This window comes from Pseudoalteromonas sp. PS1M3, assembly GCF_016865405.1.
In the GTDB taxonomy this organism is placed as follows: domain Bacteria; phylum Pseudomonadota; class Gammaproteobacteria; order Enterobacterales; family Alteromonadaceae; genus Pseudoalteromonas; species Pseudoalteromonas marina.
Genome location: NZ_AP022625.1, coordinates 433,589 through 455,542, shown reverse-complemented (window position 1 = coordinate 455,542; position 21,954 = coordinate 433,589). Strand labels below are relative to the sequence as shown.

Genomic DNA, 21,954 nt, shown 5'->3' with positions numbered 1-21,954 from the left:
CCGCTAACCACCCAGCATTGAAAGGTTAGTTGTTACACCTGTTTCGCCCTGATGTAGCAAATGAGTTGGTTTTTTAGTTTTAATATAGCGAGATAGCTGGTTTATAAGTGCTTGGTTTGAGTTTTCATTCATGTGCTCTCGTAATGAAATACCTTGCTCTGAAAACAAACAAAGGTGTAATTTACCCAAAGAAGACACTCTCAGCCTGTTACACGAACTACAAAAATCATTACTGTAGGGCATTATTAAGCCAATACGCCCTTGGTAGTCAGGGTGATAAAACTCCTGAGCAGGACCGTCTGTAATGCTTCTAATGACAGGTTGCCACCCCGCTGCACGTAATCGTACTTTAATTGACTGGCCGGATACGTGATTTTTATCAAAAAACGCCTTATTGTCGTTAGTCTGCATTAGTTCAATAAAGCGCATAGTGACTGGGCGATGCTTTAAATACGCTAAAAATGTGTCGAGCTCTTGACCATTATATTGCTTCATTAACACGCTGTTTATTTTTACCGATTCAATACCGCTTTCTAACGCGGCGTCTATGCCTTTCATCACGGTATTAAATTTATCGTGACCGGTAATAGTATTAAACATTCTTGGATCAAGTGTATCAATACTCACATTAATCGCATTAAGCCCTGCATCTACCCAATTGTTAATGTGCTTATGCATTGAAAAGCCGTTTGTTGTAGCGGCTATTTTTGTAATGCCCGACGTATCTTTTGCCACACGAATAACATCTATGAAATCTTTTCTAAGGGTGGGTTCACCGCCAGTAATACGTAGCTTGGTAATACCATGATGCGCAAAAGCGCTAATAGTATTGCTAATTTCATTCAGTGAAAGGAATTCTCTGTCATGGCCACATTGGTAGCCATCTGGTAAACAATAAACACATTTAAAGTTACACACATCGGTAATCGATAAACGTAAGTAACTAAATTTTCGCCCTGCTGGGTCGATGAGCATAAAAAACCTTCACTTTACTTTGTTTGACTGGGCCTGTGAGTATTACAGGTTATGCTTTTGTTATGGTTGTAGGTTAACACACGGATTTTGGCTTTATTAATATAAAATAAAGGCCTTATGTATTTAATCTAATATGAGCCTAATAACTCGCACTGCAAAAGCGTGTAAATTTAAGGTTTACACGCTTTTGGTGTTTATTTAGGCTTTTAAACCTTTTACAACTGCACTTGGTTTCATTGGTAAGTCACGTAAACGTACACCTACTGCATTGTATATGGCATTGCCAATTGCTGGCGCAACGCCAATAACACCTGGCTCCCCTAACCCTACAGGAAACTCATCACTTTGCACAAACTCAATGTCCATTTCGGGTACATCTTGCATTCTCATTGGAAGGTAAGTATTAAAGTTTGTAGCAGCTACTTGACCATTTTCATAAGAGTTGGACTCATGTAAGGCCATACTCGCTCCCCATAATAATGACCCTTCTAATTGAGCCATCGCACCATCAGGATGTACAATTAAACCGGCGTCAACAACAGCGTATAACTTTTTAAGGGTGATTTTACCATCGCTTTTGTTAACGTGAACATGGGCTGCAGTGCCAATCCATGCTGGCATGTGGCGCTCTTGCCCTGAACTAACCGAAAAACCAATGCCCTCGTTTTCGTTAAGCTTTATTGAGCTAACTTTGTCTGACACTTTTTTAAGTACATCATGTAAACGGCGCGCGCCACCAACACTTTCAGGTGCTTTACCCGCTTGTTTTCCTTTACCGTCAAGCATTGATAAACGAAACTTAACAGGATCAATACCTTGCTTGTGCGCTATTTCGTCTATAAAAGACTCAAGGCTCCATACAATCCAACCCGGTCCAACTGAACGTAACCAACCTGGCGTAAAAGTGCTTTGTGCTAACTCGTTATTGATAGCACGAGCACGATGGTTACTCATGCTATACCAGTGATCAGCACCTGAGGCAGAAAACGAATCAAATTTACCATTACCATCAACACCAGGAGCCAAAAAACCTGGCGCCATTGCTTTAGTTGGCCAGCCTGCAGCAAACGCATGCTCTAATGCGCTAAGCTCTCCCTTTTCACCGAACGAAGCGGTTAATTTAGCCGTAGACGCTGAGCGAGACTGATCAAATAAACTGTCATCTTCACGGGTAAATACAAGCTTAACCGGTTTACCTATTGCTTTTGCCGTTAATGCAGCAGGGACTGTCCAATCACCAAATAAACGACGTCCAAAGCCACCACCCAAATAGTAAGGACGAATAATGACTTTATTTTGCTCTATATCGAGGGCTTTGGCTAAAGCTGGTAACGTGAGTGATTGCCATTGGTTACCCGTATGTACAATCCAGTTACCGTTTTTAAATTCAGCTATGGCGTTAAGTGGCTCTAATTGGTAGTGACTCGCTGTCGCCGTGGTGTAAGTTGCATCAAATGTGTTTTTTGCATCGGCCAAAACCTGAGGCGTATTGCCTTCATCTACAAATAAAGTACCGGATGCGCTATCGTCACATAATTTTTTACCCTGCGCCTGAATATCTGCCTCGGAGACGTTGGCCGTTTTGCCTACCTGGTAGCTTACATTTAACGCATCAACCGCTTTAATAGCACTGTGATAATTGTCAGCCAGTACAACAACCCATCCCTCAACGGTATTACTAGGATCGTTTAATATTTCAAAACCGCGATAACCTTTAATTGCTTTTGCGCCACTGTCATCAACGCTTGTTACTTTACTACCATAACGTGTCGGAGGAATAACCGGACGCGCATACACCATACCTTCTATTTCAACATCAATGCCATACACTGCTGTTCCGTTTGTTTTAGCGGGTATATCTAATGCTTTAAAATCTTGGTTTAAGCCGGTTAAATGACGTTTATTGGCTGGTTTTAAAGGAAGCTTTGCAACTTCTTCACTTGTAAAGGTAAGATTAAATTCACCTTTTTGTACAATATCAGCGTAACTTACCGATTGACCACCAGCAACAATTTGCCCTTTTTGTGCAATACATTGCTCTGGTTTAACCCCTAGCATTTTAGCCCCGGCATCAATAAGGGCTAAGCGACCTGCGGCACCCGCTTGCGATAGCGGTTTAAAACTTTGAAATACTGACCACGAACCACCTGTAACCATATATCCCCATTTCTCATGGGTGTCTACGTAAGTAATTGATACTTTATCCCAATCACACTCTAACTCGTCGGCCACTATTCGTGCTAAAGCAGTGCCAATGTGTTGGCCCATTTCAGCCTTTGCAATGCTAACCTCTACCCCACCATTGGTATCCATTGTCCACCAAATAGTGGGTGAAAACGCCTGTTGTGAAATTGATTCTTTGGCGCTTAAAGAACCTGAAAGTAACGCAGGCGCAAATGCCATTACCAAGCCCGCACTAGCACTGCCAATCATAAATGAACGACGATTTAAGTTGACGGTTTCGCTGTTTTTTTGAAATAATTTTTTCATTATCCGCTCCGATTAAACGTCTTGCTCATTTGGGTTAAACATCTGTACTGCACTTTGTGACTCATCGGCCGCACGTTGTATTGCCGACTTTATACGTTTGTACGCCATACAGCGGCAGTAGTTACCATTCATATGATTGACAATTTCTTCGTCTGTTGGCGACGGATTGTCTGCAAGTAATGTTGCCGCTTGCATAATCTGCCCAGACTGACAATAACCACATTGCGGTACTTGCTCTTCAACCCATGCTTTTTGAAGCGGGTGTTCGTTATTGAGACCTTCAATAGTGGTAATGTTTTTACCAGCTACAGCTCCTACGGGTAATACACATGAACGTGTAGCCTGTCCATCTAAATGCACTGTACACGCACCACACATTGCTATGCCACAACCAAACTTAGTGCCCTTTAACCCTATTTCATCGCGAATAACCCATAGCAGTGGTGTATCTTCACTTGCTTGTGATTCAATCACTTTGCCATTAATTGTAAACGTTACCATAACCCGCCCCTTGAATTAGCTCTCAATCAACTGCACTGCGATTTGTGCTGAGCAGTTGGTAATACCATTAAAATTAAAGCAACTTGATCCTCGACATTGCTCTTAAGTTGGATGCGCAACTTTATGCCCTGCGCAGTATGTATTTATATAAACATGTTCAATTAAAGTTTAGTTTGTTTTTTTATTTAAGCTGAACCTCTGTTTGAGGTTGATTTATTGCCTAAAGTTTTAATTATTTAATTTAGCGCCTGTTTAGCGGTATAACAATTTAACTGCTCAACGGTATCTATGTCTGCGCTTGCCTTATTTAGTAAAACGCAGTTTACAATACCGCCGGATTCACGAAGTAGATGTTGAGCGCCTTTGTCATTCGACAAAGTGGTGAGTAAATCAAAATCATCATGAGGAAAAATTGCCGGCACACCTAATCGTTCTCCATAGTTAGCACACCATCGAGTGGGGTTATTCTGAAAACGAGTGACTAACTGCTGAATATCGCACGCCTCCAATTCAACCTGATCGGCTAGCATAAATAAAATGCCATCCCAACCGTCACTATGCCTTAACTGATTAGCTGCAAGCGCGATTGATTTACCTAACCCTTGCTGCCAATCTAAATTACAGATAATTTCGACATTATTGTAGTGCTTTAGCGCTTGAGTAATTTCGTTATGCCAGGCGCCTGAAACAACATAGACGGCACCCGCGTCTAACTGCTGTAAAACGTCAACTGCACGCGCAATCATAGTTTTATTATTGCCCACATTTGCTATTAATTTGCATCCATCAAAACGAGACGACTGTCCTGCGGCTAACAACACTTTTGCTATGCGCATACTTCACTGACCCCAATTGCTTAGGGATGTAGCATCTTTATTAGAAAGCACGGCGTGTATTTCACTAATAAGTGACAATGCAATACTCTCTGGCGAGTCGCCACCTAAGTTAAGCCCTACAGGCCCAAAAACAGGCGCTTTAACCTCTTGTATAGCTATATTAGCTTGCTCAAAAACTTGTGCTCGTCGGTGCTTAGGACCCAGCAGCCCCATATATTTTAAATTAGACTGGTTCAACGCATAAAGTGCATTTGCATCAAGCTCAACACTGTGGGCCATTAATATGCTCGCATCCACCTTTTGCTTTTCGCAATATTGGGTTAGCTCTTGAGGCGGACAACGTAAAATTGCATCTGCCTGCTGAAAATATTGCCTTTTAGCATTAGCCGCGCGGGGATCCCACACAGTCACAACCCAACCCAGCTGCTTAGCCATAGAATAAACGGCAACAGCGTCGGCACCGCCACCCACAATTAAAATATGTGGGGCTGGGTATACGGCCACTTGTAGCCAATGCTGATTATTTTTTTCAATGATTTGTGCTTTACGATTAACAGAAAGACCATCAGAAACATTACGTTTTGAAAAAACGCCCTGCCCCAACGCACAAAGAGGTTGCACTGGTTGTAAATAATAACCTGACACTTTTTCTTTAAGAGCATTAAAAACAAAATCGAGATTTAGGTATTTATTGGCGCTATTAACTGGCTGTAAAACAATATGGACAACACCACCACAGCCAATACCTAACTGAAAAGTTAAGTCATCTTCATCGGTGGCATCATACGTAATCGTTTTTGACGTAAGGGAGGTCATTACTTGTTTGGCGTGGCGCTGAATATCTGCCTCTAAGCACCCACCGGAGAGCATACCCAATCGCTGCCCTAAGCTAGAAATAAGCATCATGGCGCCTAGCTTACGGTAGCTCGAGCCTTCAATTTTATACAATGTAGCCAAAACCCATTGCTGTTCGTCTCGTAAAGGGTGCCACGTTGCAAGCATGCTTTTTAAATCAGTTACCATATAAGTGCCGTTAGAATCCATTATTTATGTATTTTCGTAGCCTATAAAATTTAGCTGTAAATAACTGACTAATTTTAAAAACGTTTAACCTACGTTGAGCCTACTTAGTAAGATCATATTTATATTATATAAATGAAATTTTCTTACTCAATGTAAAGGTTTAAATTTTATGGTTCCATTAAATCGTTGAGGGTTTCAATTAGGCTGTCAAATTCATCATTAACACTTTCGCGCTGTTTTTTATTCAATGTCGGGGCTAGTTCTATTAATAAATTAACATATAAATCAAGGTTGCTGGCATTTATGGCTAATTGCTTTTCGCTCATAAAGGCTTCACGCTCTTTTATTACATAGCTTAATTTAGTTACAAACTCATCTTCAGAGAGTGTTCCATCAACCATTATTGATTTTGCTGCATCTAATCGAGTTTGTTTATAATCGAGCCACAGCCCGCCTGACTCCGTATGCTTGTTGTTTGCGTCTGTAATAAGTTGCTTTTGCTGGTCAGTGAGCTTACCCAGCCAATCTGAGTAGTAGTTTAACTGGTTTTCTAGGCGTTTAGTTTTGCGCTCTTTACTAGATTGTTCGTTGTATTGCTCACGATCTTCGTTAATTTGATCTTGAATATTTTGTATAAATTCATCGCGCTGTACTGTAGAGAGCGTATACCCTAATTGCGCAAGCGAAAAATGCGCATGCTCAAGAAGATTTTTCCAGTGGGCCCTAGCAAATACTACCTGCTCTTTTAATTGAGCATGATTTAGATTTTGATTAAACAGCGACTTTAAATTTTCAATATCTTGCTTGTATGCTGGCAACTGTGTATCGCGATGCCATTGCTGTGTGGTGTTAATAATCTCTTTTAATTGCTTGTTCTGTTGTTTGTTTAAATCAACGTAATCATCAACCCAAAATGACGATAACCAAGTTAAATTATTATATGTAAACGAGGCAGAACAACTCGTTAATAGCAGTACGCTTAACGCAATAGTTATATGTGACAACTTATTTTTTATTGTTTTTAACATTTTCACCTCTGCAAATATAAACGCTTCACTTAGCTAAGCACTTACATAATGAACCTACGTAACGTGAACTCGCTACCTTAAATAGCATAACAGTCAAAAGTTTATAATTAGCAACTTTTCGCCATGCTTTGACATAGTTATTTCTTTTAAATTTTCTGTTATATCTGTATCTTACGCTTATAAAATCGAACGTGTTAGAAAAAACGCCCCCGATTTGAGCTATAATCACAAACAGAGTTTATCTAAACTTAAATGCACGCTAGTTTGTTTGTAGTAATAAAATAAACCTAAAATATAGCAACGTTATACGCCCTTAAATAGCTGCAAGTGCAATAGTGTTGCAAATAAAATGGTTTTATTTAACTCACAGTGAAACGATTACTTTTTGGAGACATCGCTATGTCACAGTTTAATTTAAAAACGTTATTACTTACGGGTGCTTTAATTGCGAGCCCTTTTGCGAATGCAACCCTTGAAGAAGGTATTATTGCGGCGAACGAAGGTCGCTTTGAATTCGCTTTAAAAGAATTTGAATACCTTGCCGACAAGGGGTTTGCACCTGGCATTTACGAGCTTGCTAAATTATACGAAGAAGGCCACGGCGTTACACGCGATTATTACAAAGCAGCCGATCTATACAAAAAAGGCGTAAAAAAGAATCACGCAGACTCAATGTTTGCATTAGCGGTATTATACGACGAAGGCAAAGGCGTTAAGTTAGACAAACAAATGGCTTTATCTCTATTCGAAAAAGCAGCCAAAAAAAACATGCCTGCCGCACAGTTTAACTTAGGCGTGATGTATTCAAATGGTGATGGTGTTAGTCACGACTACAAACTTGCTAAAACATGGTACGAAAAAGCCGCTGGGAATAACTATTCTTTAGCGCAATTTAATTTAGCGCTTATGTACTTTGAAGGGCTAGGAATGCCTAAAAACCTTGAGAAGTCATACATATGGAATACAATTGCCGAATACAATGGCAACATGCAAGCAAGCCATAGTCGAAAGTTAGATGAGCGTTCAATGCTACCTAAAGAAATTGAAGAAGCAAAAGAAAAAGCTGATGCAATTTACACTAAAATCCTTGCAGGTACCTACGCAGGTGAAGGACGTCTATTTTAGGTTAAGCAAAAAATAAAGCTGGACTTAGTATCATTGCGCATACTTAGTTCAGCTTTTTTTGGCTTGTTTTACTTAATATATAACCACTTTAGCAATCTGGTTAGTATTTTACTTTGCTTAAGTAACAACCCTATGCGCGGGTTAAAAGAACCAGAAACGAGTGTATTTTTAGCGTGACTAAACGTTAAAAACCCTTCCTTACCGTGATAGTGCCCCATACCTGAATGACCCACCCCACCAAATGGCGCGTCGTCAGCAGTGACTTGTACTAAAGTGTCGTTAACCGCAACGGTGCCACTAAGTGTTTGTTTAATAAGGTACTCTTGTGCCTCTTTATCTTGGCCTAAAATATATAAAGCAAGCGGATTTGGATGCTGTTTAATATAATCGAGAACGTCATCTAACTTCCCATAACTCTTAATTGGCAATATAGGCCCAAATAGTTCATCTTGCATAAGTTGCATGTCGTCGGTCACATTCGTTACTAAATGCAGACCCATACGATGTTTATCTGCATCTTGTTGATTTTGTTCAAGTGGCTTAATGACATTTGCCCCAAGTTCTTGTGCTTGCACTAAGTATCCGGCTAGACGCGCATAATGTGAGTCACTAATAATAGAGGTTAAGTTTTTACCTTCAACACCCTGCTTAAAATGCTTTTTATAAAGCTCACATAACTGTTTAATAAGCTGGCTTTCTAGGGTTTTAGGCACAAATACATAGTCTGGCGCGACACAAATTTGCCCGGCATTTGCCATTTTCCCGAATAACAGTGCGTGTGCTGCTTTTGCAACATCAGCTTGCTCGGTAATAATCACTGGTGACTTGCCACCAAGCTCTAAAGTAACGGGAGTTAAGTTTTTACTGGCTGCTTTCATTACTAATTTGCCAACCCCAGTAGAGCCGGTAAATAATAAGTGCGCAAAAGGAAGAGACGAAAATTCGCTGGCAACGTTGCTGCCGCCTTGGACCACACATACATGCTGACTCATTTTGTCATCAAAAAGCTTTTCTAATACGGCATTAGTATGTGGTGTAAATTCGCTGAGTTTTAACATTACTTTATTACCGGCTGCGATAGCGGTGATCACTGGCACAACCGCTAGCTGTATTGGGTAATTCCACGGTGCGATAACACCTACCACGCCTTTAGGCTGATAGGTAACACTCACTTTAGACGGCCATAAGCTAAGCCCCACAGAACGTTTACTAGGCTTTGACCATTTAGGTAATTTTTTAATAATGTGCGAAAGCCCTTGCACGGTAGGCAAAATATCACCAAGTAAGGTATCAAACGCAGTCCGGTAGCCAAAGTCTTTAGATACTGCACTGATAAGTTCTTCTTCTAGCTCTACAATGCGCGAACGTAATTTTTTTAAAATGGCAATTCGAGAATGAATAGAAGGATAAGGATTATCTAAAAACGCATTTTGTAAACTAGTAAAGTGCGCTGATAAAGAGGCTATTTGTGCTGTGTCTGTTGTCAAAATAGATTACTCGACTTTTAATGTTATTGTCGACTATAACCTTGATCTGTTTTTCGAGCAATAACACTAATTTACCTATTACAACCACACACATAGTGATTAAGAGTCGCTTTGTTTAAGATACAAACCGACTCAATTTTTAAAAATTAAATACTGTTTTTGCGAGCGTTATTGTTACAAGTGTAATTAATACGATAGCGACTAGGTTAAGTGCAAAACCTGCTCTGATCATATCGCGAATTTTAATTTTTCCCGAGCCAAATACAATGGCATTTGGTGGTGTAGCAACTGGCATCATAAACGCACAACTGCATGCTATAGCAGCAGGAATAACCCACACTAAAGGCGAGCCAAAAATACTTTCAGAAACTGGGCCTAATAACGGCAAAAAGCCCGCCGCAGTAGCTGTATTACTCGTGATTTCGGTTAAAAAGGTGATAAGCGCTACAACAACCACTATGCCCATAACTAACGGAATAGCACTCGCCCCTTCTATCATTTGTGCAATGTATTGCGCTAAACCAGAAGATTTAATCTGTGATGCTAACGATAAACCACCGCCAAATAATAACAATACGCCCCATGGCACTTTAGATGTACTTTGCCAATCTAAAATTCGCTCGTCACTGCCCTTCTTAGCTGGCAAAACAAATAACAACAAGGCTGCTGTAATAGCAATAGCAGTGTCTGAAATGCTAAGACCCGACAAATCAGCTAATAGCGGTCTAAAAACCCAACATAACGCGGCTAGTACAAATACTGAAAACACGCCTTTTTCAGCCCGTTGCAACGCACCGAGTTCAGCAAGTTCATTTACAAACATAGCCTTACTGTCTTTAATGTTTTCTGCATTTTTATCAACTTTATAGCTGAATTTAGTAAGCCATATCCAACACACCAGTAACATAACAATTGCTAAAGGCACACCTATCATCATCCATTGCCCAAAGCCTATTTCAATTTGGTAACTTTCAGATAAGTATGCTGCCATAAGCGCGTTAGGCGGTGTTCCTATTAACGTAGCAATACCACCAATGCTGGCACCATAGGCAATTGATAGAAGTAATGCTTTTGCAAATCCATCTTCACCAGAATCAGAGTGACTCACTAAATGAATAATTGATAACGCGATAGGTAACATCATCACCGTTGTAGCCGTGTTTGACATCCACATAGATAAAAATGCTGTTACTAACATCATTGCTAAAATTTGTAAGCTCGGTTTTTTACCCGCATATAACATAGTGGTTAACGCAATTCGTTTATGTAACCCCCAACGTTCCATAGCTATTGAGATTAAAAAACCACCCAAAAATAAAAATATAAGTGGGTGTGCATAAGGCGCTGCCGTAATTTTGATAGGCGCAATATTTACAAGTGGCGTTATTACTAGCGGTAACAATGAAGTTGCAGGAATAGGGACAACCTCAGTCACCCACCAAGAGGCCATCCAAAATGTTAAACCTGCTGTTTTAAAGGCTGTATCAGATAGGCCATTTGGTGGATCTAATAAACAGGTTAACAACATTACTATGGGCCCAAGCCAAAGCCACACGCTTCGTATAATAGGATGTATTTGATTAGAATTGTTTAGGTTGCTTACCATCACCACGCCAAAAGCTATTTAACAGACGACACAGTAAAGAAGATAGTAAGGACTTGTCAAATGGATATCAGCCATAACTAAATTTGCATAGAGTTAAAGGCTTAGAGCTTTAGTACGAGTGAAAAGTGTAAGACATCATACAAATTAAGAAGGGGAATTTATAGAAACGCCGTAAACAAGAGGTCTACGGCGAACATATCAAAATTAACTAGTCGCTAATGCTGATCTATTTTTTATATACTTATATAAACCAATTAATGAAGCAGCTATCCAAAATATTTCTATCACAAAGCTCGCTAGATTAAAGTTATAACAAAGGCTTATTAATAATAAAATCGCCCCTGTTAGGTTCATCATGTTGTACGTCAAGCTGGTTGGTGTTGTTTTACCTAATTGAAGTAGAAAAAACGAGCCAACAACTAAAAATGTGCCTGTCATACCGATGATGTCAAATAAGAGTGCTATCACGAAACTATCCTTTATCCATTTTTCAAATAACCCAAAAAACTGGCCCATTCCATGGGGAGGGTATTTTTCATTCATTGAAACAGCAAAACCGGGCGATCATAGCAACAAAGCAGTTTCAAACAAGGCCATATGTCCGCATATATTTTTTAGCTTATTTAAATGTAACTTTTCCACCTATCATTTTGTAGGCAGGTGCGCCGCGGATTAAAGCAGGTCTTGCAAAAGCCCGCTCACAACTTGGGCAAATACACGGAATTTTTGTGAAGTCTTGAGATATACGCTCTTTAAAACACTTAACAAGCGCCCCCTTCCCCCCTTTGCGATATTTAAAAAGTTGCGTTCTGCATGACGAGCAAAAAATATCAACGGTTTTTATAGGGCCTTTTTTGTTTGGTTGTGCCAAAACACCTCCGTAATTAATAATTATATTTAAGGTTAAATAAGATAAGTTTAATGAGGTAGCCCGTAAATTAAAACAGCCGTAGTGACTAGAAAATATTTTAACCGCCCAGTTCATGACTTATTGGCAGTAGCTAAAACATGATTTAAGTGATCAGCGAGGCATTTAAGGCTAAAGGGCTTAACAATAATGCCTGAAACTTTAGCTGCGATTACATTTTTTATAGTTTTAGAATTATCTTCGCATGTCACCATCAAGACAGGAGTTGAGGTAAGCTGTTCGTCATTTCTTATTCTATTTAGTAAATCTTTACCGTCCATTTTGGGCATATATAAATCAGTGATGACCAAATCAAAAGCCTGCTTTTTTAACAGTGTGAACGCCTGAATACCATCGGTCGCTTCAACAATATCAAGATAGTTTAGGTTTCTAAGCATGTTAATTAATACATGTCGCATCAGTGGTATATCATCAACAACAAGTATTTTCATATTATTTAGTTACCTGAATAAATAAAAAGATAGACAATTTTGTGTTTATAAATCAATTATGGCCACCCGCCTAAAATTAATCCCATCAACGAAAATTGGCTTACATAGTAACCACTGTTTATCAAAAAAAGTTTTACTGGACGCTGCTCATAAAGATAACTTAAACCCAAAGAGCTGCTCACCCAAAATAAACCAATAGCAAAACCAGTCCCTACACTCAAACCCAAGCTCGACTCATTACCTAAAAATATCGACAGTACAAATGCAGCCAAAAATGAAAATGAAAATGTGCCAACACATATGCGTTTTTTATTGGCACTTTGCAAATCAAGCTCGGTCAAGCCGCAACTTTCAAGCCAAGCTTGTCTAAATAATAAGTTTGAATACCAAACACTACTTAACGTAAAAGACGAAAGCGCAGCAACCAGTACCGAAATAAAATTAATATCCGAAAAATTCATACAACACTGAAATTTCCTGAATCGTAACGTCTTTTTAATGTAGTTAATATTAACTAATGCAGCAAATACTAAAGTGTAATCGATACTTAAATACCAACAAACTATTAGAACACAGCAAACGTTGCTTTTGTTAACTCAGCTATATCGTCTATGGCTAACTTTAACTCCAACCCACGCTTACCGGCACTGACATATATAATTTCAAACTCACTAGCACTACTGTGAATATATGTTTTAAGACGTTTTTTTTGTCCTATTGGGCTCACTCCTCCAAGTATATAACCGGTACTTGCATTTACTTTTTGAGGCGCGGCCAAGGCCATTTTTTTTGTTTTTGCCACTTTAGCAAGCTGTTTAAGATTAACTTGTTGAGATACGGGGGTGATGGCAACGATTAATTCACCTTCATGCGTTTCTAGTACAAGTGTTTTAAATACTTGATCACTATTTAAATTGAGTTTTTCAACTGCCTCTAAGCCATAGTGACCATTGTTTGCATCGTGCTCATAGCTTAGTATTTCGAACTTTATTTTTTGTTTTTCGAGCAGTGCGATAGCGGGTGTCATTGGGTTCTCACTTTTTTAGAGGTGTTAGCAAATTTAAAGCAAAAAAAACGGCGCTGTAAAGCACCGTTTTTTTAAACAACATAATTTTTACTTTGTTAAGTCATCAAAAAACTTTTTAACACCATCAAAAAAGCCTTGCTCTTTAGGACGGTTTTTTGAGCTATCTGTGCCCATGCTTTCTTCTAACTCTTTAAGTAGTTCACGTTGGCGCTCGTTAAGATTGACAGGTGTTTCAATAACTACCTTACAAATTAAATCACCTTGTGCGCCACTTCGTACAGACTTAACGCCTTTGCCACGCATACGGAACATTTTGCCGGTTTGCGTCTCTGACGGTATTTTAAGTTTTGCACGACCATCCAGTGTAGGTACTTGAATTTCACCGCCTAAACCAGATGTAGTAAAGCTAATAGGTACTTCACAGTATAAATTGTTACCTTCACGCACAAATATATCGTGTTCTCTTACAGACACTTGTACGTATAAGTCACCCGCTGGTGCGCCATGTACTCCGGCTTCACCCTCACCCGATAAACGAATACGATCGCCTGTATCAACACCCGCTGGTATTTTCACCGACAACGTTTTAGTTTTTTCTACACGACCTTGACCATGACAGCTGTTACAAGGGTCTGAAATAATTTGACCTTGTCCCTGACACGTAGGACATGTTTGCTGAACAGCAAAGAAACCTTGGCGCATTTGCACCTGGCCTGCACCATGACAGGTAGTACATGTTTTAGGTTTAGAACCCGCTTTTGCACCGCTTCCATCACAAGGGTCACAACTTACCCATGTTGGTACTTTAATTTCAACTTCTTTACCACGAACCGCTTCTTCAAGCGTTAAATCCATGTTGTAACGTAAATCAGAACCGCGTTGCTGGCGAGATTGACGTCGGCCACCGCCGCCACCAAAAATGTCACCAAACACATCGCCAAATACGTCACCAAAATCGCCATGTCCGCCACCAAAGCCGCCATGACCACCGCCACCGCCTTGTTCAAAGGCCGCATGACCGTATTGGTCGTACATCTGGCGTTTTTGATCGTCAGTTAGAATTTCGTATGCTTCTTTTACTTCTTTGAACTTGGTCTCAAGCTCTTTATCGCCTGCGGTACGATCTGGATGATATTTCATCGCTAAGCGTTTATACGCTTTTTTTATGTCTCGCTCACTCGCATCTTTGCTTACGCCGAGGACTTCGTAATAATCGCGTTTTGACATATCTATCACACTACTCTTTCTATTTTGCAGCGTAAGCTGCGGGATAAACCGATAAATCTAATCGATTTATCATTGAATTATGAACCTTAAATACATGCAAAAGGCGCGACAAGCTATTGCTCGCGCGCCTCATTTGTTCATCCTAACCTAAACACCTAACCGAGTTAAGTGTTTTTGGTTAGTTAGAAGCGTCGGCAACAATTACTTGTCGTCTTTTACTTCTTCAAACTCTGCATCAACAACGTCATCATCTTGCTTAGCTGATTGTTGTTGCTCACCTGCGTCTGCTTGACCTTGCTGTGCTTTAGCTTGAGCAATCTCCATTAACTTTTGAGACTTTTCAGCAAGTGCTTGCGTTTTAGCTTCAATTTCGTCTTTGTTGTCGCTCTTAATTGCAGCTTCTAAGTCTACAACTGCAGCTTCAATCGCTTCTTTATCTTCACTTGGTAAAGCATCGCCCGCTTCTTCAACTTGCTTACGTGTACCGTGAACCATTGCATCTGCTTGGTTACGAACAGCTACAAGCTCTTCAAACTTTTTGTCTTCTTCAGCGTGCGCTTCTGCATCACGTACCATTTTTTCAACTTCTTCATCGCTTAAACCTGAAGACGCTTGAATAGTAATTTTTTGCTCTTTACCTGTGTCTTTATCTTTAGCAGATACATGTAAGATACCGTCAGCATCAACATCAAATGTTACTTCGATTTGTGGTGTACCACGTTGAGCAGGACGAATACCTTCAAGGTTAAATTGACCTAAAGATTTGTTGTCGCTTGAACGTTTACGCTCACCTTGTAACACATGAATTGTTACCGCAGACTGGTTATCTTCTGCTGTTGAGAACGTTTGTGATTTCTTAGTAGGAATCGTTGTGTTCTTCTCAATAAGCGCTGTCATTACAGAACCCATTGTTTCAATACCTAGAGACAATGGAGAAACGTCTAGTAATAGTACGTCTTTAACATCACCTGCTAGTACGCCACCTTGGATTGCCGCGCCTACAGCTACAGCTTCATCAGGGTTAACGTCTTTACGTGGCTCTTTACCGAAGAAATCAGCAACTGTTTTTTGTACTAAAGGCATACGTGTTTGACCACCAACAAGAATAATGTCGTTGATGTCGCCTACTGATAAATCAGAATCAGCAAGTGCACGTTTAAGCGGCTCTAGAGATTTAGTTACTAAATCTTCAACAAGTGACTCAAGCTTAGCGCGTGTTAGTTTCACGTTCATGTGCTTAGGACCTGTTGCATCAGCAGTTACGTACGGAAGGTTAACTTCTGTAGATTGTGCTGAAGAAAGCTCAATTTTTGCTTTTTCTGCAGCTTCTTTAACACGTTGCATTGCAAGTGGATCTGTTTTTAGATCTAAGCCTTGGTCTTTCTTGAACTCTGCTACTAAGTAGTTGATAACACGGTTATCGAAATCTTCACCACCTAAGTGAGTATCACCATTGGTAGCTAGTACTTCAAATGTGTGCTCGCCTTCAACTTCATCAATTTCAATGATTGATAAATCGAACGTACCACCACCTAAATCGTATACAGCAACAATGTTTTCGCCTTTGTTTTTGTCCATGCCGTAAGCAAGGGCAGCAGCAGTTGGCTCATTGATGATACGCTTAACTTCAAGACCAGCAATGCGACCAGCATCTTTAGTTGCTTGACGTTGTGAATCGTTAAAGTATGCAGGTACTGTAATTACCGCTTCAGTTACTTCTTCACCTAAGAAGTCTTCTGCAGTTTTTTTCATTTTTTTCAGTACTTCAGCAGAAATTTGTGGTGCAGCGCGTTTTTCGCCGCCCGCTTCTACCCATGCATCGCCGTTATCAGCTTTGATGATTTTAAATGGCATAATGCCGATATCGCGTTGTACTTCTTCGTCTTCAAAACGACGACCAATTAAACGCTTAATTGCAAATAATGTGTTAGTAGGGTTAGTAACCGCTTGACGCTTAGCAGATTGACCTACTAATGTTTCACCGTCTTGCGTGTAAGCAATGATAGACGGGGTTGTGCGATCGCCTTCCGCGTTTTCTATAACACGTGCTTTGTCACCATCAAGTACTGCAACACAAGAGTTTGTAGTACCTAAATCGATTCCGATAATTTTACCCATGAAACTTCTCCAACTTCAAAATTCGTTATACGTTAATTCGTTCGATGACTAGTAAATAGGGATGCCCTAAAACTAATTCAACTGTAAAAATGAAAAAAAATTCATTTTTTATGATTTATTTACAAAATAACCCCAATAATTGTAAGGAATGATGATTTTTAGAGCGTTTGACACACCTTTAAATACTGGCCTGACCAGTTTGGTTGTGTTATAAATTTATTAAATTGCACTTTTAAAGGATATTTCCCATGCATTTTGACCAACTACTTGAGCAAGCCGCTAAAATAGGTCAATCAGATAAAATCGAACAATCCGCACTTACCATGCAATTTCCTGAAAATTGGTGCCAAGGAAGAACCGCTTTTGGTGGTTTATCAGCTGCATTGTTATATCAGGCTATTAGAGGCAAAGTGAATAATGACCGCCGACTTCTTTCATTAAGTACTAATTTTGTTGGGCCTTTACTCGCCGACACCCCTTTTTCACTTTATGTTGAAGTATTACGTGAGGGTAAAAACAGTACACAAGTAATCGCTAAAGCAATTCAAAATGAGCAAGTAGCCGTAATCGTGCAGGCTTGTTTTGCTAAAAATAGAGAGTCAGCTATTAATGTTCCTGTTTCAAAGTCGTTAGGTTTAAGCTCTGTTAACGAGCGTTATACGTTACCCTTTATAAAGGGCCAAATGCCTGAATTTTTTCAGCATGTGGATTTGTGCCCACAGCAAGGCGCAATGCCTTTTACAGGGGCAGACACATCTCATTTAGGTGGGTGGATGCGACTTAAACATACACCTGAAACCATTACAGAAGCGCATGTAATTGCACTAACCGATGCATGGCCGCCAACATTATTACAAATGTTTAAACAACCCGGACCTGCAAGTAGTATGTCGTGGTATTTAGAGTTTGTTCAGTCTCCCAATTTAACGCCTGGCGAGTGGCTTGGCTTTGAAGCAATTACGCATCACTCTAAAGATGGATATGGTTTAGAGGACGGGTGCATTTGGTCACAGTCAGGTGAGCTTATTGCTCTTACCCGCCAAACTGTTGCCGTGTTTGATTAGGGTCGGTTGAACTTTGCGGATTAAAATTCGTTCAAACTAAGGGCTATATAATAGCGGCGCGAGATTTTTAACCTAGTGGGCTCGATAACTGCTCCTGCATTACTCTACTGACTTACATCCATGTAAGAATAAGTAAAAACTGAGTAACAAAGAGTAAATAGCCCCTAGGAAGCCCCCCCCTTGGGAAGCGCCTGTTTGGCATTAATGCTACGTTCTCGACAATTTATGAGGAATAACCATACTAAATAAGCTCTTCCTTAATACTAATACAGACTCTGCAAATTTAACCTTGAAAGGTCAACAGACCTTAATATATAAAATGCTGGCCAATCAGATAGTTTCTGGCTTGGCCTGTATTCAAAATTAACAGTTCGCGTTGTATTACAGCTTCAAATATTGCAAAATCAAATAAATGCATTATTGTTTGGTACTAAATTGCAAACTGTTTGCCCCTGCTGTGACCTGATCATAGATATACCAAGAATTATCGCTAAGCAAATGGCGATTTGCCCGCATTGCCATCATAAATTATGCGAAGCCAACGTAAACCACGATAATCGCATAGTGGCGTTAAGCTTTAGTGCTTTGCTAATGCTACTAAGCAGTATGTTTTATCCTTTTTTATCATTTAGTAGTAATGGTATAACCCAAACTATCACCCTCCCCGACGCAGCCCGAATATTATTCAATTACGATAGTGAATTGTTAGGCCTTTTTATTGATTTAAGCATTATTGCCTTACCAATGAGTTTATTAATTATTTTAATACCCCTTCATTTAGGTGTTTTAAAAACATTGCCACAAGGCATTGCGCGTAGGTTGCTTAAGTTTACTTTGGCACTTGAGCCATGGATTATGTCTGAGATATTTTTAATTGGTGTTTTAGTCAGCATGGTTAAAATTATGTCTTTGGCTGATATAAGCTTTGGGGCAAGTTTTTGGGCTTATGCTGGCTTTGTTATTTTATACATTGCCGCTTTAGTACACTTAAATCGTCCAAGGTTATGGGCTCAAATAAAACCAGTAAAAGTGTTAGAAGGTGCCGAGCACGCTAAACGTGCTATTGATGAAAATATTAAAGCCTGTCATGTGTGTCATCAGCTTTGTACAGGTAAGGTCTGCCAGCGATGCCACACCAAAACACATGTACGTAATCCTCATAGCGTTCAAAAAGCAACTGCTTGGCTCATCACATCTATTGTTTGCTATATACCAGCCAACGTATTGCCTATCATGAATACAACAAGCTTGGGTGATGAAACCCCGTCCACACTTATTGGTGGGGTCATTTTACTTTGGAAAAGTGGTTCTTATCCCATTGCAGGTATCATTTTTTTTGCGAGTGTTGTTGTTCCTTTAGCCAAAGCATTTGTACTAAGCTTTTTGTGTATTATGGTAACAAAACCTGCAAACAGGCATACAAAAAGTTACACTAGAATTTACCAACTCACTGAGTTTATTGGTAAATGGTCAATGATTGACGTTTTTGTTGTCGCCATTTTAGTGGCTTTAGTACAGCTAGGTAATTTAATGTCAGTTACACCAGGCTTAGGCATTGCATTTTTTACCGTTATGGTAATATGCCAAATGATGGCTGCTCATTCATTTGATCCACGCCTTTTATGGGATTCACCTAAAAATAAATCATCAGAGACTAAAACATGACCGAAACTGCCCAAGTAACAGATGAACCAAGAATCTCTGCTATCTGGATTATTCCAGCCATAGCGCTTTTTGTCGGCGTGTGGATGCTTTATCAATATCAAGCAAATAAAGGCCCCACTATATATATTGAGATGCCGCAAGCCGAGGGCATTATTGCAGGTAAAACAGAAATAAAAGTGCGCAGTGTAAAAATAGGGCAAATAGACAGCGTTCGTTTATCCGACTCCCAAGACAGTGTGATTGCACGGGCTCAAATAGATAAAAGCTATGAAGACTTACTTACCGACGACGCAAAAATATGGGTGGTAAAACCACGTATAGATGAAACCGGCATAAGTGGAATGAGTACTTTACTCTCTGGGGTATATTTAGAATTTGCACCGGGCGAAAGTAATACACTTAAAGAAAATTTCACCCTGCAAGAAGAACCTGCATTAATAGGCAAAGACGTGCAAGGTGGTCGCTTTAAACTACTTAGTTATAACGCAGAAGTACTTGATGTTAGTACCGGAATATTTTTTAAGAATTATAAAATTGGCCAAATAGAAACCGCCACATTTGATTGGGAAAACCAAGCAATGAAGTACGGTATATTTATAAAAGCGCCGTACCAAAACTTAATTACCAACAACTCAATTTATTGGGTCAACGCTGGTATAGAAATTGATTTATCTGCTGATGGCATAAATATTAATACAGGCTCTTTGAGTAAGCTTTTAAAAGGCGGAATTTCAGTTGGCTTACCCGATAACCAAACACCAGGGGAAATAGCTAACGATGGTCACAATTTCTCACTTAGCCAAAGCTATAAAGAAGCACTAGAAGAACGCTTTTACGACTTTGACTATTACATAATAGATTTTGAACAATCAATTCGAGGGCTCAGACCCGGTGCCCCTGTTGAATATCGTGGTATTCGCATTGGTACAGTAGTTGAAGCGCCTGCAAACATAATTGTTAATGGTAAACCTGCTCACTTTAAAAGTGCAAACACGTCAGTACCTGTTCTTATAAAAATAGAGTACGGGCGTATTTATCACCACAGCGCAACAGCTAAAGACTTTTGGAAAGAAAGCTTAAAAGGCTGGATAGAAATTGGCATGCGCGCCTCTTTAAAGCCCGGAAATCTTTTAACTGGTGCAGTTTATGTTGATTTTGATATGTACCCCGATGCGCCAGAAGCGGAGTTTGAAAAACTGGGACAGTATACCGTTTTTCCTAGTATATCGAGCGGAATTACCGTACTTGCCGACCAGGTTTCTGATGTATTAAACAAAGTTAATAATTTAAAAGTTGAAGAAAGCTTAGCCCAAATACAAGTTGCCTTTGCCGACTACCAGTCTCTTGCAAATGAAATGCGCACACTATTAAATGAAAAAGATACTCAAAATTTACCCGGTGATATAAATCGTAACTTTGCAAAAATGACCAAAAGCATGGAGCAATTTGAAGTGACCATGCGACAATTTGATAAAACAATGGCCAGTTATCAGGCTGGGTCTGAATTTCATCATCAATTACAACAAACACTACGTGAATTTAAGCGCTTAAGTGAAGAAATACAACCTTTGACACGCGGCTTAAATGAGCAACCAAACATGCTAATTTTTGACAAATCACTGCCCGCAGATCCAATACCAAGGAAGCAATAATGAAAACGCTATTACTCATAACAAGTTTGCTTTTAGTATTGTCGGGCTGTAGCTCAGCAATACAAAATGCGACTCAGTATTACCAATTTGAACAGCCTATTGATTCATCATCACGAAATATTAGTGAAACCAACGCACAGTTGAGAGTGCAAACAGTTGTTTTAAGAGGCGCATTAAACAACTTAGGTATAGCGATGAAAATTGATAATAATCAAATTCATGCTGCAAATTATCACTTATGGGGCGAGTCTCCTGACGTTATGCTTACTGCCACTGCCCAACAAACTTTATTTAAAAATATGCCCTCTTGGATGGTTATTAAAGGGCTACCTGTAATAACCGAGCTTGATCAGCAAACATTTTATGAGCTTGAGTACGAAATTCACCACTTTAATGGTGATATGCAAGGCAATGCTGATATCTCTGGCCTATGGCGCTTATATTATACTCACCCAGAAAGCGGCCGCCGCTTGATTAGTGTGCATAACTTCTCACGCCTAGTACCCATAAAAGACGACGGCTACGACGGCTTAGTAGCGACGCTTGAGCAAACGTGGCTAAACATAAACTTAGATGTAGCCAAAGCAATAGAACAAGCACGACTTTAATAACCATATATATCAATGGCGGTTTTATCATCACTAATAACCGCCTTGCCTACCCTGTTAAAATCTAACTTTAATAATAGACACTAATAAACATTGTTATTATCTGTATCACCATTTGCAGCAACGCGTTTTTTTATTCAGACTTCACCATGCTTACAGCACT

20 protein-coding genes are annotated in these 21,954 nt (G+C 39.7%); 5 read left to right on the top strand and 15 right to left on the bottom strand.

What is annotated here, in order from left to right; all coding sequences use genetic code 11:
* Positions 1 to 3: 3 nt before the first annotated feature.
* From moaA to PS1M3_RS18735, 6 genes are all read right to left on the bottom strand, one after another.
* Positions 4 to 975, bottom strand: coding sequence for a GTP 3',8-cyclase MoaA (moaA, locus tag PS1M3_RS18760; RefSeq protein WP_008127485.1), 972 nt, complete (start codon positions 973 to 975; stop codon positions 4 to 6).
* 198 nt (positions 976 to 1,173) lie between these two features.
* Positions 1,174 to 3,465 carry a xanthine dehydrogenase family protein molybdopterin-binding subunit gene (locus tag PS1M3_RS18755; RefSeq protein WP_008127483.1) on the bottom strand — a complete coding sequence of 764 codons (2,292 nt, stop codon included), beginning with the start codon at positions 3,463 to 3,465 and terminating at the stop codon, positions 1,174 to 1,176.
* A 12-nt stretch (positions 3,466 to 3,477) separates the two neighbouring features.
* Complete coding sequence (locus PS1M3_RS18750; RefSeq protein WP_008127481.1) at positions 3,478 to 3,966, bottom strand: (2Fe-2S)-binding protein; 489 nt, start codon at positions 3,964 to 3,966, stop codon at positions 3,478 to 3,480.
* A 236-nt stretch (positions 3,967 to 4,202) separates the two neighbouring features.
* Positions 4,203 to 4,802, bottom strand: a complete 600-nt coding sequence (locus tag PS1M3_RS18745) for a nucleotidyltransferase family protein (RefSeq protein ID WP_008127478.1) — start codon at positions 4,800 to 4,802, stop codon at positions 4,203 to 4,205.
* Between the two features lie 3 nt (positions 4,803 to 4,805).
* Entirely contained in the window at positions 4,806 to 5,825 is a 1,020-nt protein-coding gene (locus tag PS1M3_RS18740; RefSeq protein WP_008127476.1) for an XdhC family protein, read from the bottom strand.
* Between the two features lie 167 nt (positions 5,826 to 5,992).
* Positions 5,993 to 6,853 (bottom strand): DUF6279 family lipoprotein, encoded by an 861-nt coding sequence (locus tag PS1M3_RS18735; RefSeq protein ID WP_008127475.1) that lies wholly within the window; start codon positions 6,851 to 6,853, stop codon positions 5,993 to 5,995.
* A gap of 399 nt (positions 6,854 to 7,252) precedes the next feature.
* Here PS1M3_RS18735 and PS1M3_RS18730 point away from each other — a divergent pair, with 399 nt between their 5' ends.
* A complete protein-coding gene (locus PS1M3_RS18730) occupies positions 7,253 to 7,978 on the top strand; it encodes a tetratricopeptide repeat protein (protein ID WP_006791705.1) in 726 nt (241 codons plus the stop codon).
* 68 nt (positions 7,979 to 8,046) lie between these two features.
* On the opposite strand, the gene PS1M3_RS18725 is transcribed toward PS1M3_RS18730, so the two are convergent.
* The 9 genes from PS1M3_RS18725 to dnaK all read right to left on the bottom strand — a co-directional run bounded on the left by PS1M3_RS18725 (position 8,047) and on the right by dnaK (position 16,802).
* On the bottom strand, positions 8,047 to 9,465 hold the full coding sequence (locus PS1M3_RS18725) for a coniferyl aldehyde dehydrogenase (RefSeq protein WP_008127473.1): 1,419 nt from the start codon (positions 9,463 to 9,465) through the stop codon (positions 8,047 to 8,049).
* Between the two features lie 139 nt (positions 9,466 to 9,604).
* Entirely contained in the window at positions 9,605 to 11,071 is a 1,467-nt protein-coding gene (locus PS1M3_RS18720; protein ID WP_033025038.1) for a DASS family sodium-coupled anion symporter, read from the bottom strand.
* 204 nt (positions 11,072 to 11,275) lie between these two features.
* Positions 11,276 to 11,539, bottom strand: a complete 264-nt coding sequence (locus PS1M3_RS18715) for a hypothetical protein (protein WP_008127470.1) — start codon at positions 11,537 to 11,539, stop codon at positions 11,276 to 11,278.
* 151 nt (positions 11,540 to 11,690) lie between these two features.
* Positions 11,691 to 11,942 carry a hypothetical protein gene (locus PS1M3_RS18710; protein WP_138739649.1) on the bottom strand — a complete coding sequence of 84 codons (252 nt, stop codon included), beginning with the start codon at positions 11,940 to 11,942 and terminating at the stop codon, positions 11,691 to 11,693.
* 110 nt (positions 11,943 to 12,052) lie between these two features.
* Positions 12,053 to 12,430: a response regulator gene (locus PS1M3_RS18705; RefSeq protein WP_203987435.1), complete on the bottom strand. Its 378-nt coding sequence runs from the start codon at positions 12,428 to 12,430 to the stop codon at positions 12,053 to 12,055.
* 56 nt (positions 12,431 to 12,486) lie between these two features.
* Positions 12,487 to 12,891, bottom strand: coding sequence for a DUF1761 domain-containing protein (locus PS1M3_RS18700; RefSeq protein ID WP_008127466.1), 405 nt, complete (start codon positions 12,889 to 12,891; stop codon positions 12,487 to 12,489).
* A gap of 104 nt (positions 12,892 to 12,995) precedes the next feature.
* Positions 12,996 to 13,457 carry a Cys-tRNA(Pro) deacylase gene (gene ybaK, locus PS1M3_RS18695; protein WP_006791698.1) on the bottom strand — a complete coding sequence of 154 codons (462 nt, stop codon included), beginning with the start codon at positions 13,455 to 13,457 and terminating at the stop codon, positions 12,996 to 12,998.
* Positions 13,458 to 13,544: 87 nt separating this feature from the next.
* Positions 13,545 to 14,684, bottom strand: a complete 1,140-nt coding sequence (gene dnaJ, locus PS1M3_RS18690) for a molecular chaperone DnaJ (protein ID WP_006791697.1) — start codon at positions 14,682 to 14,684, stop codon at positions 13,545 to 13,547.
* Between the two features lie 201 nt (positions 14,685 to 14,885).
* On the bottom strand, positions 14,886 to 16,802 hold the full coding sequence (gene dnaK, locus PS1M3_RS18685) for a molecular chaperone DnaK (RefSeq protein ID WP_008126292.1): 1,917 nt from the start codon (positions 16,800 to 16,802) through the stop codon (positions 14,886 to 14,888).
* 248 nt (positions 16,803 to 17,050) lie between these two features.
* On the opposite strand from dnaK, the gene PS1M3_RS18680 reads away from it, so the two are divergent.
* From PS1M3_RS18680 to PS1M3_RS18665, 4 genes are all read left to right on the top strand, one after another.
* Entirely contained in the window at positions 17,051 to 17,866 is an 816-nt protein-coding gene (locus tag PS1M3_RS18680) for a thioesterase family protein (RefSeq protein ID WP_203987432.1), read from the top strand.
* A gap of 498 nt (positions 17,867 to 18,364) precedes the next feature.
* Positions 18,365 to 19,531: a paraquat-inducible protein A gene (locus PS1M3_RS18675; RefSeq protein WP_006791694.1), complete on the top strand. Its 1,167-nt coding sequence runs from the start codon at positions 18,365 to 18,367 to the stop codon at positions 19,529 to 19,531.
* A complete protein-coding gene (gene pqiB, locus PS1M3_RS18670; RefSeq protein WP_138739644.1) occupies positions 19,528 to 21,183 on the top strand; it encodes an intermembrane transport protein PqiB in 1,656 nt (551 codons plus the stop codon). The genes PS1M3_RS18675 and pqiB overlap by 4 nt, the downstream gene beginning before the upstream one ends.
* A complete protein-coding gene (locus PS1M3_RS18665; RefSeq protein ID WP_203987430.1) occupies positions 21,183 to 21,791 on the top strand; it encodes a PqiC family protein in 609 nt (202 codons plus the stop codon). The genes pqiB and PS1M3_RS18665 overlap by 1 nt, the downstream gene beginning before the upstream one ends.
* Positions 21,792 to 21,954: the final 163 nt, after the last annotated feature.

Bases quoted from the DNA above. Each gene is read 5' to 3' on its own strand.
- PS1M3_RS18705 (WP_203987435.1), bottom strand. From the start codon at position 12,430: ATGAAAATACTTGTTGTTGATGATATACCACTGATGCGACATGTATTA.
- PS1M3_RS18740 (WP_008127476.1), bottom strand. From the start codon at position 5,825: ATGGTAACTGATTTAAAAAGCATGCTTGCAACGTGGCACCCTTTACGA.
- pqiB (WP_138739644.1), top strand. From the start codon at position 19,528: ATGACCGAAACTGCCCAAGTAACAGATGAACCAAGAATCTCTGCTATC.
- moaA (WP_008127485.1), bottom strand. From the start codon at position 975: ATGCTCATCGACCCAGCAGGGCGAAAATTTAGTTACTTACGTTTATCG.
- ybaK (WP_006791698.1), bottom strand. From the start codon at position 13,457: ATGACACCCGCTATCGCACTGCTCGAAAAACAAAAAATAAAGTTCGAA.
- PS1M3_RS18720 (WP_033025038.1), bottom strand. From the start codon at position 11,071: ATGGTAAGCAACCTAAACAATTCTAATCAAATACATCCTATTATACGA.
- dnaK (WP_008126292.1), bottom strand. From the start codon at position 16,802: ATGGGTAAAATTATCGGAATCGATTTAGGTACTACAAACTCTTGTGTT.
- PS1M3_RS18700 (WP_008127466.1), bottom strand. From the start codon at position 12,891: ATGAATTTTTCGGATATTAATTTTATTTCGGTACTGGTTGCTGCGCTT.
- PS1M3_RS18745 (WP_008127478.1), bottom strand. From the start codon at position 4,802: ATGCGCATAGCAAAAGTGTTGTTAGCCGCAGGACAGTCGTCTCGTTTT.
- PS1M3_RS18730 (WP_006791705.1), top strand. From the start codon at position 7,253: ATGTCACAGTTTAATTTAAAAACGTTATTACTTACGGGTGCTTTAATT.
- PS1M3_RS18675 (WP_006791694.1), top strand. From the start codon at position 18,365: ATGGCGATTTGCCCGCATTGCCATCATAAATTATGCGAAGCCAACGTA.
- PS1M3_RS18755 (WP_008127483.1), bottom strand. From the start codon at position 3,465: ATGAAAAAATTATTTCAAAAAAACAGCGAAACCGTCAACTTAAATCGT.
- PS1M3_RS18735 (WP_008127475.1), bottom strand. From the start codon at position 6,853: ATGTTAAAAACAATAAAAAATAAGTTGTCACATATAACTATTGCGTTA.
- PS1M3_RS18680 (WP_203987432.1), top strand. From the start codon at position 17,051: ATGCATTTTGACCAACTACTTGAGCAAGCCGCTAAAATAGGTCAATCA.
- PS1M3_RS18665 (WP_203987430.1), top strand. From the start codon at position 21,183: ATGAAAACGCTATTACTCATAACAAGTTTGCTTTTAGTATTGTCGGGC.
- PS1M3_RS18750 (WP_008127481.1), bottom strand. From the start codon at position 3,966: ATGGTAACGTTTACAATTAATGGCAAAGTGATTGAATCACAAGCAAGT.
- dnaJ (WP_006791697.1), bottom strand. From the start codon at position 14,684: ATGTCAAAACGCGATTATTACGAAGTCCTCGGCGTAAGCAAAGATGCG.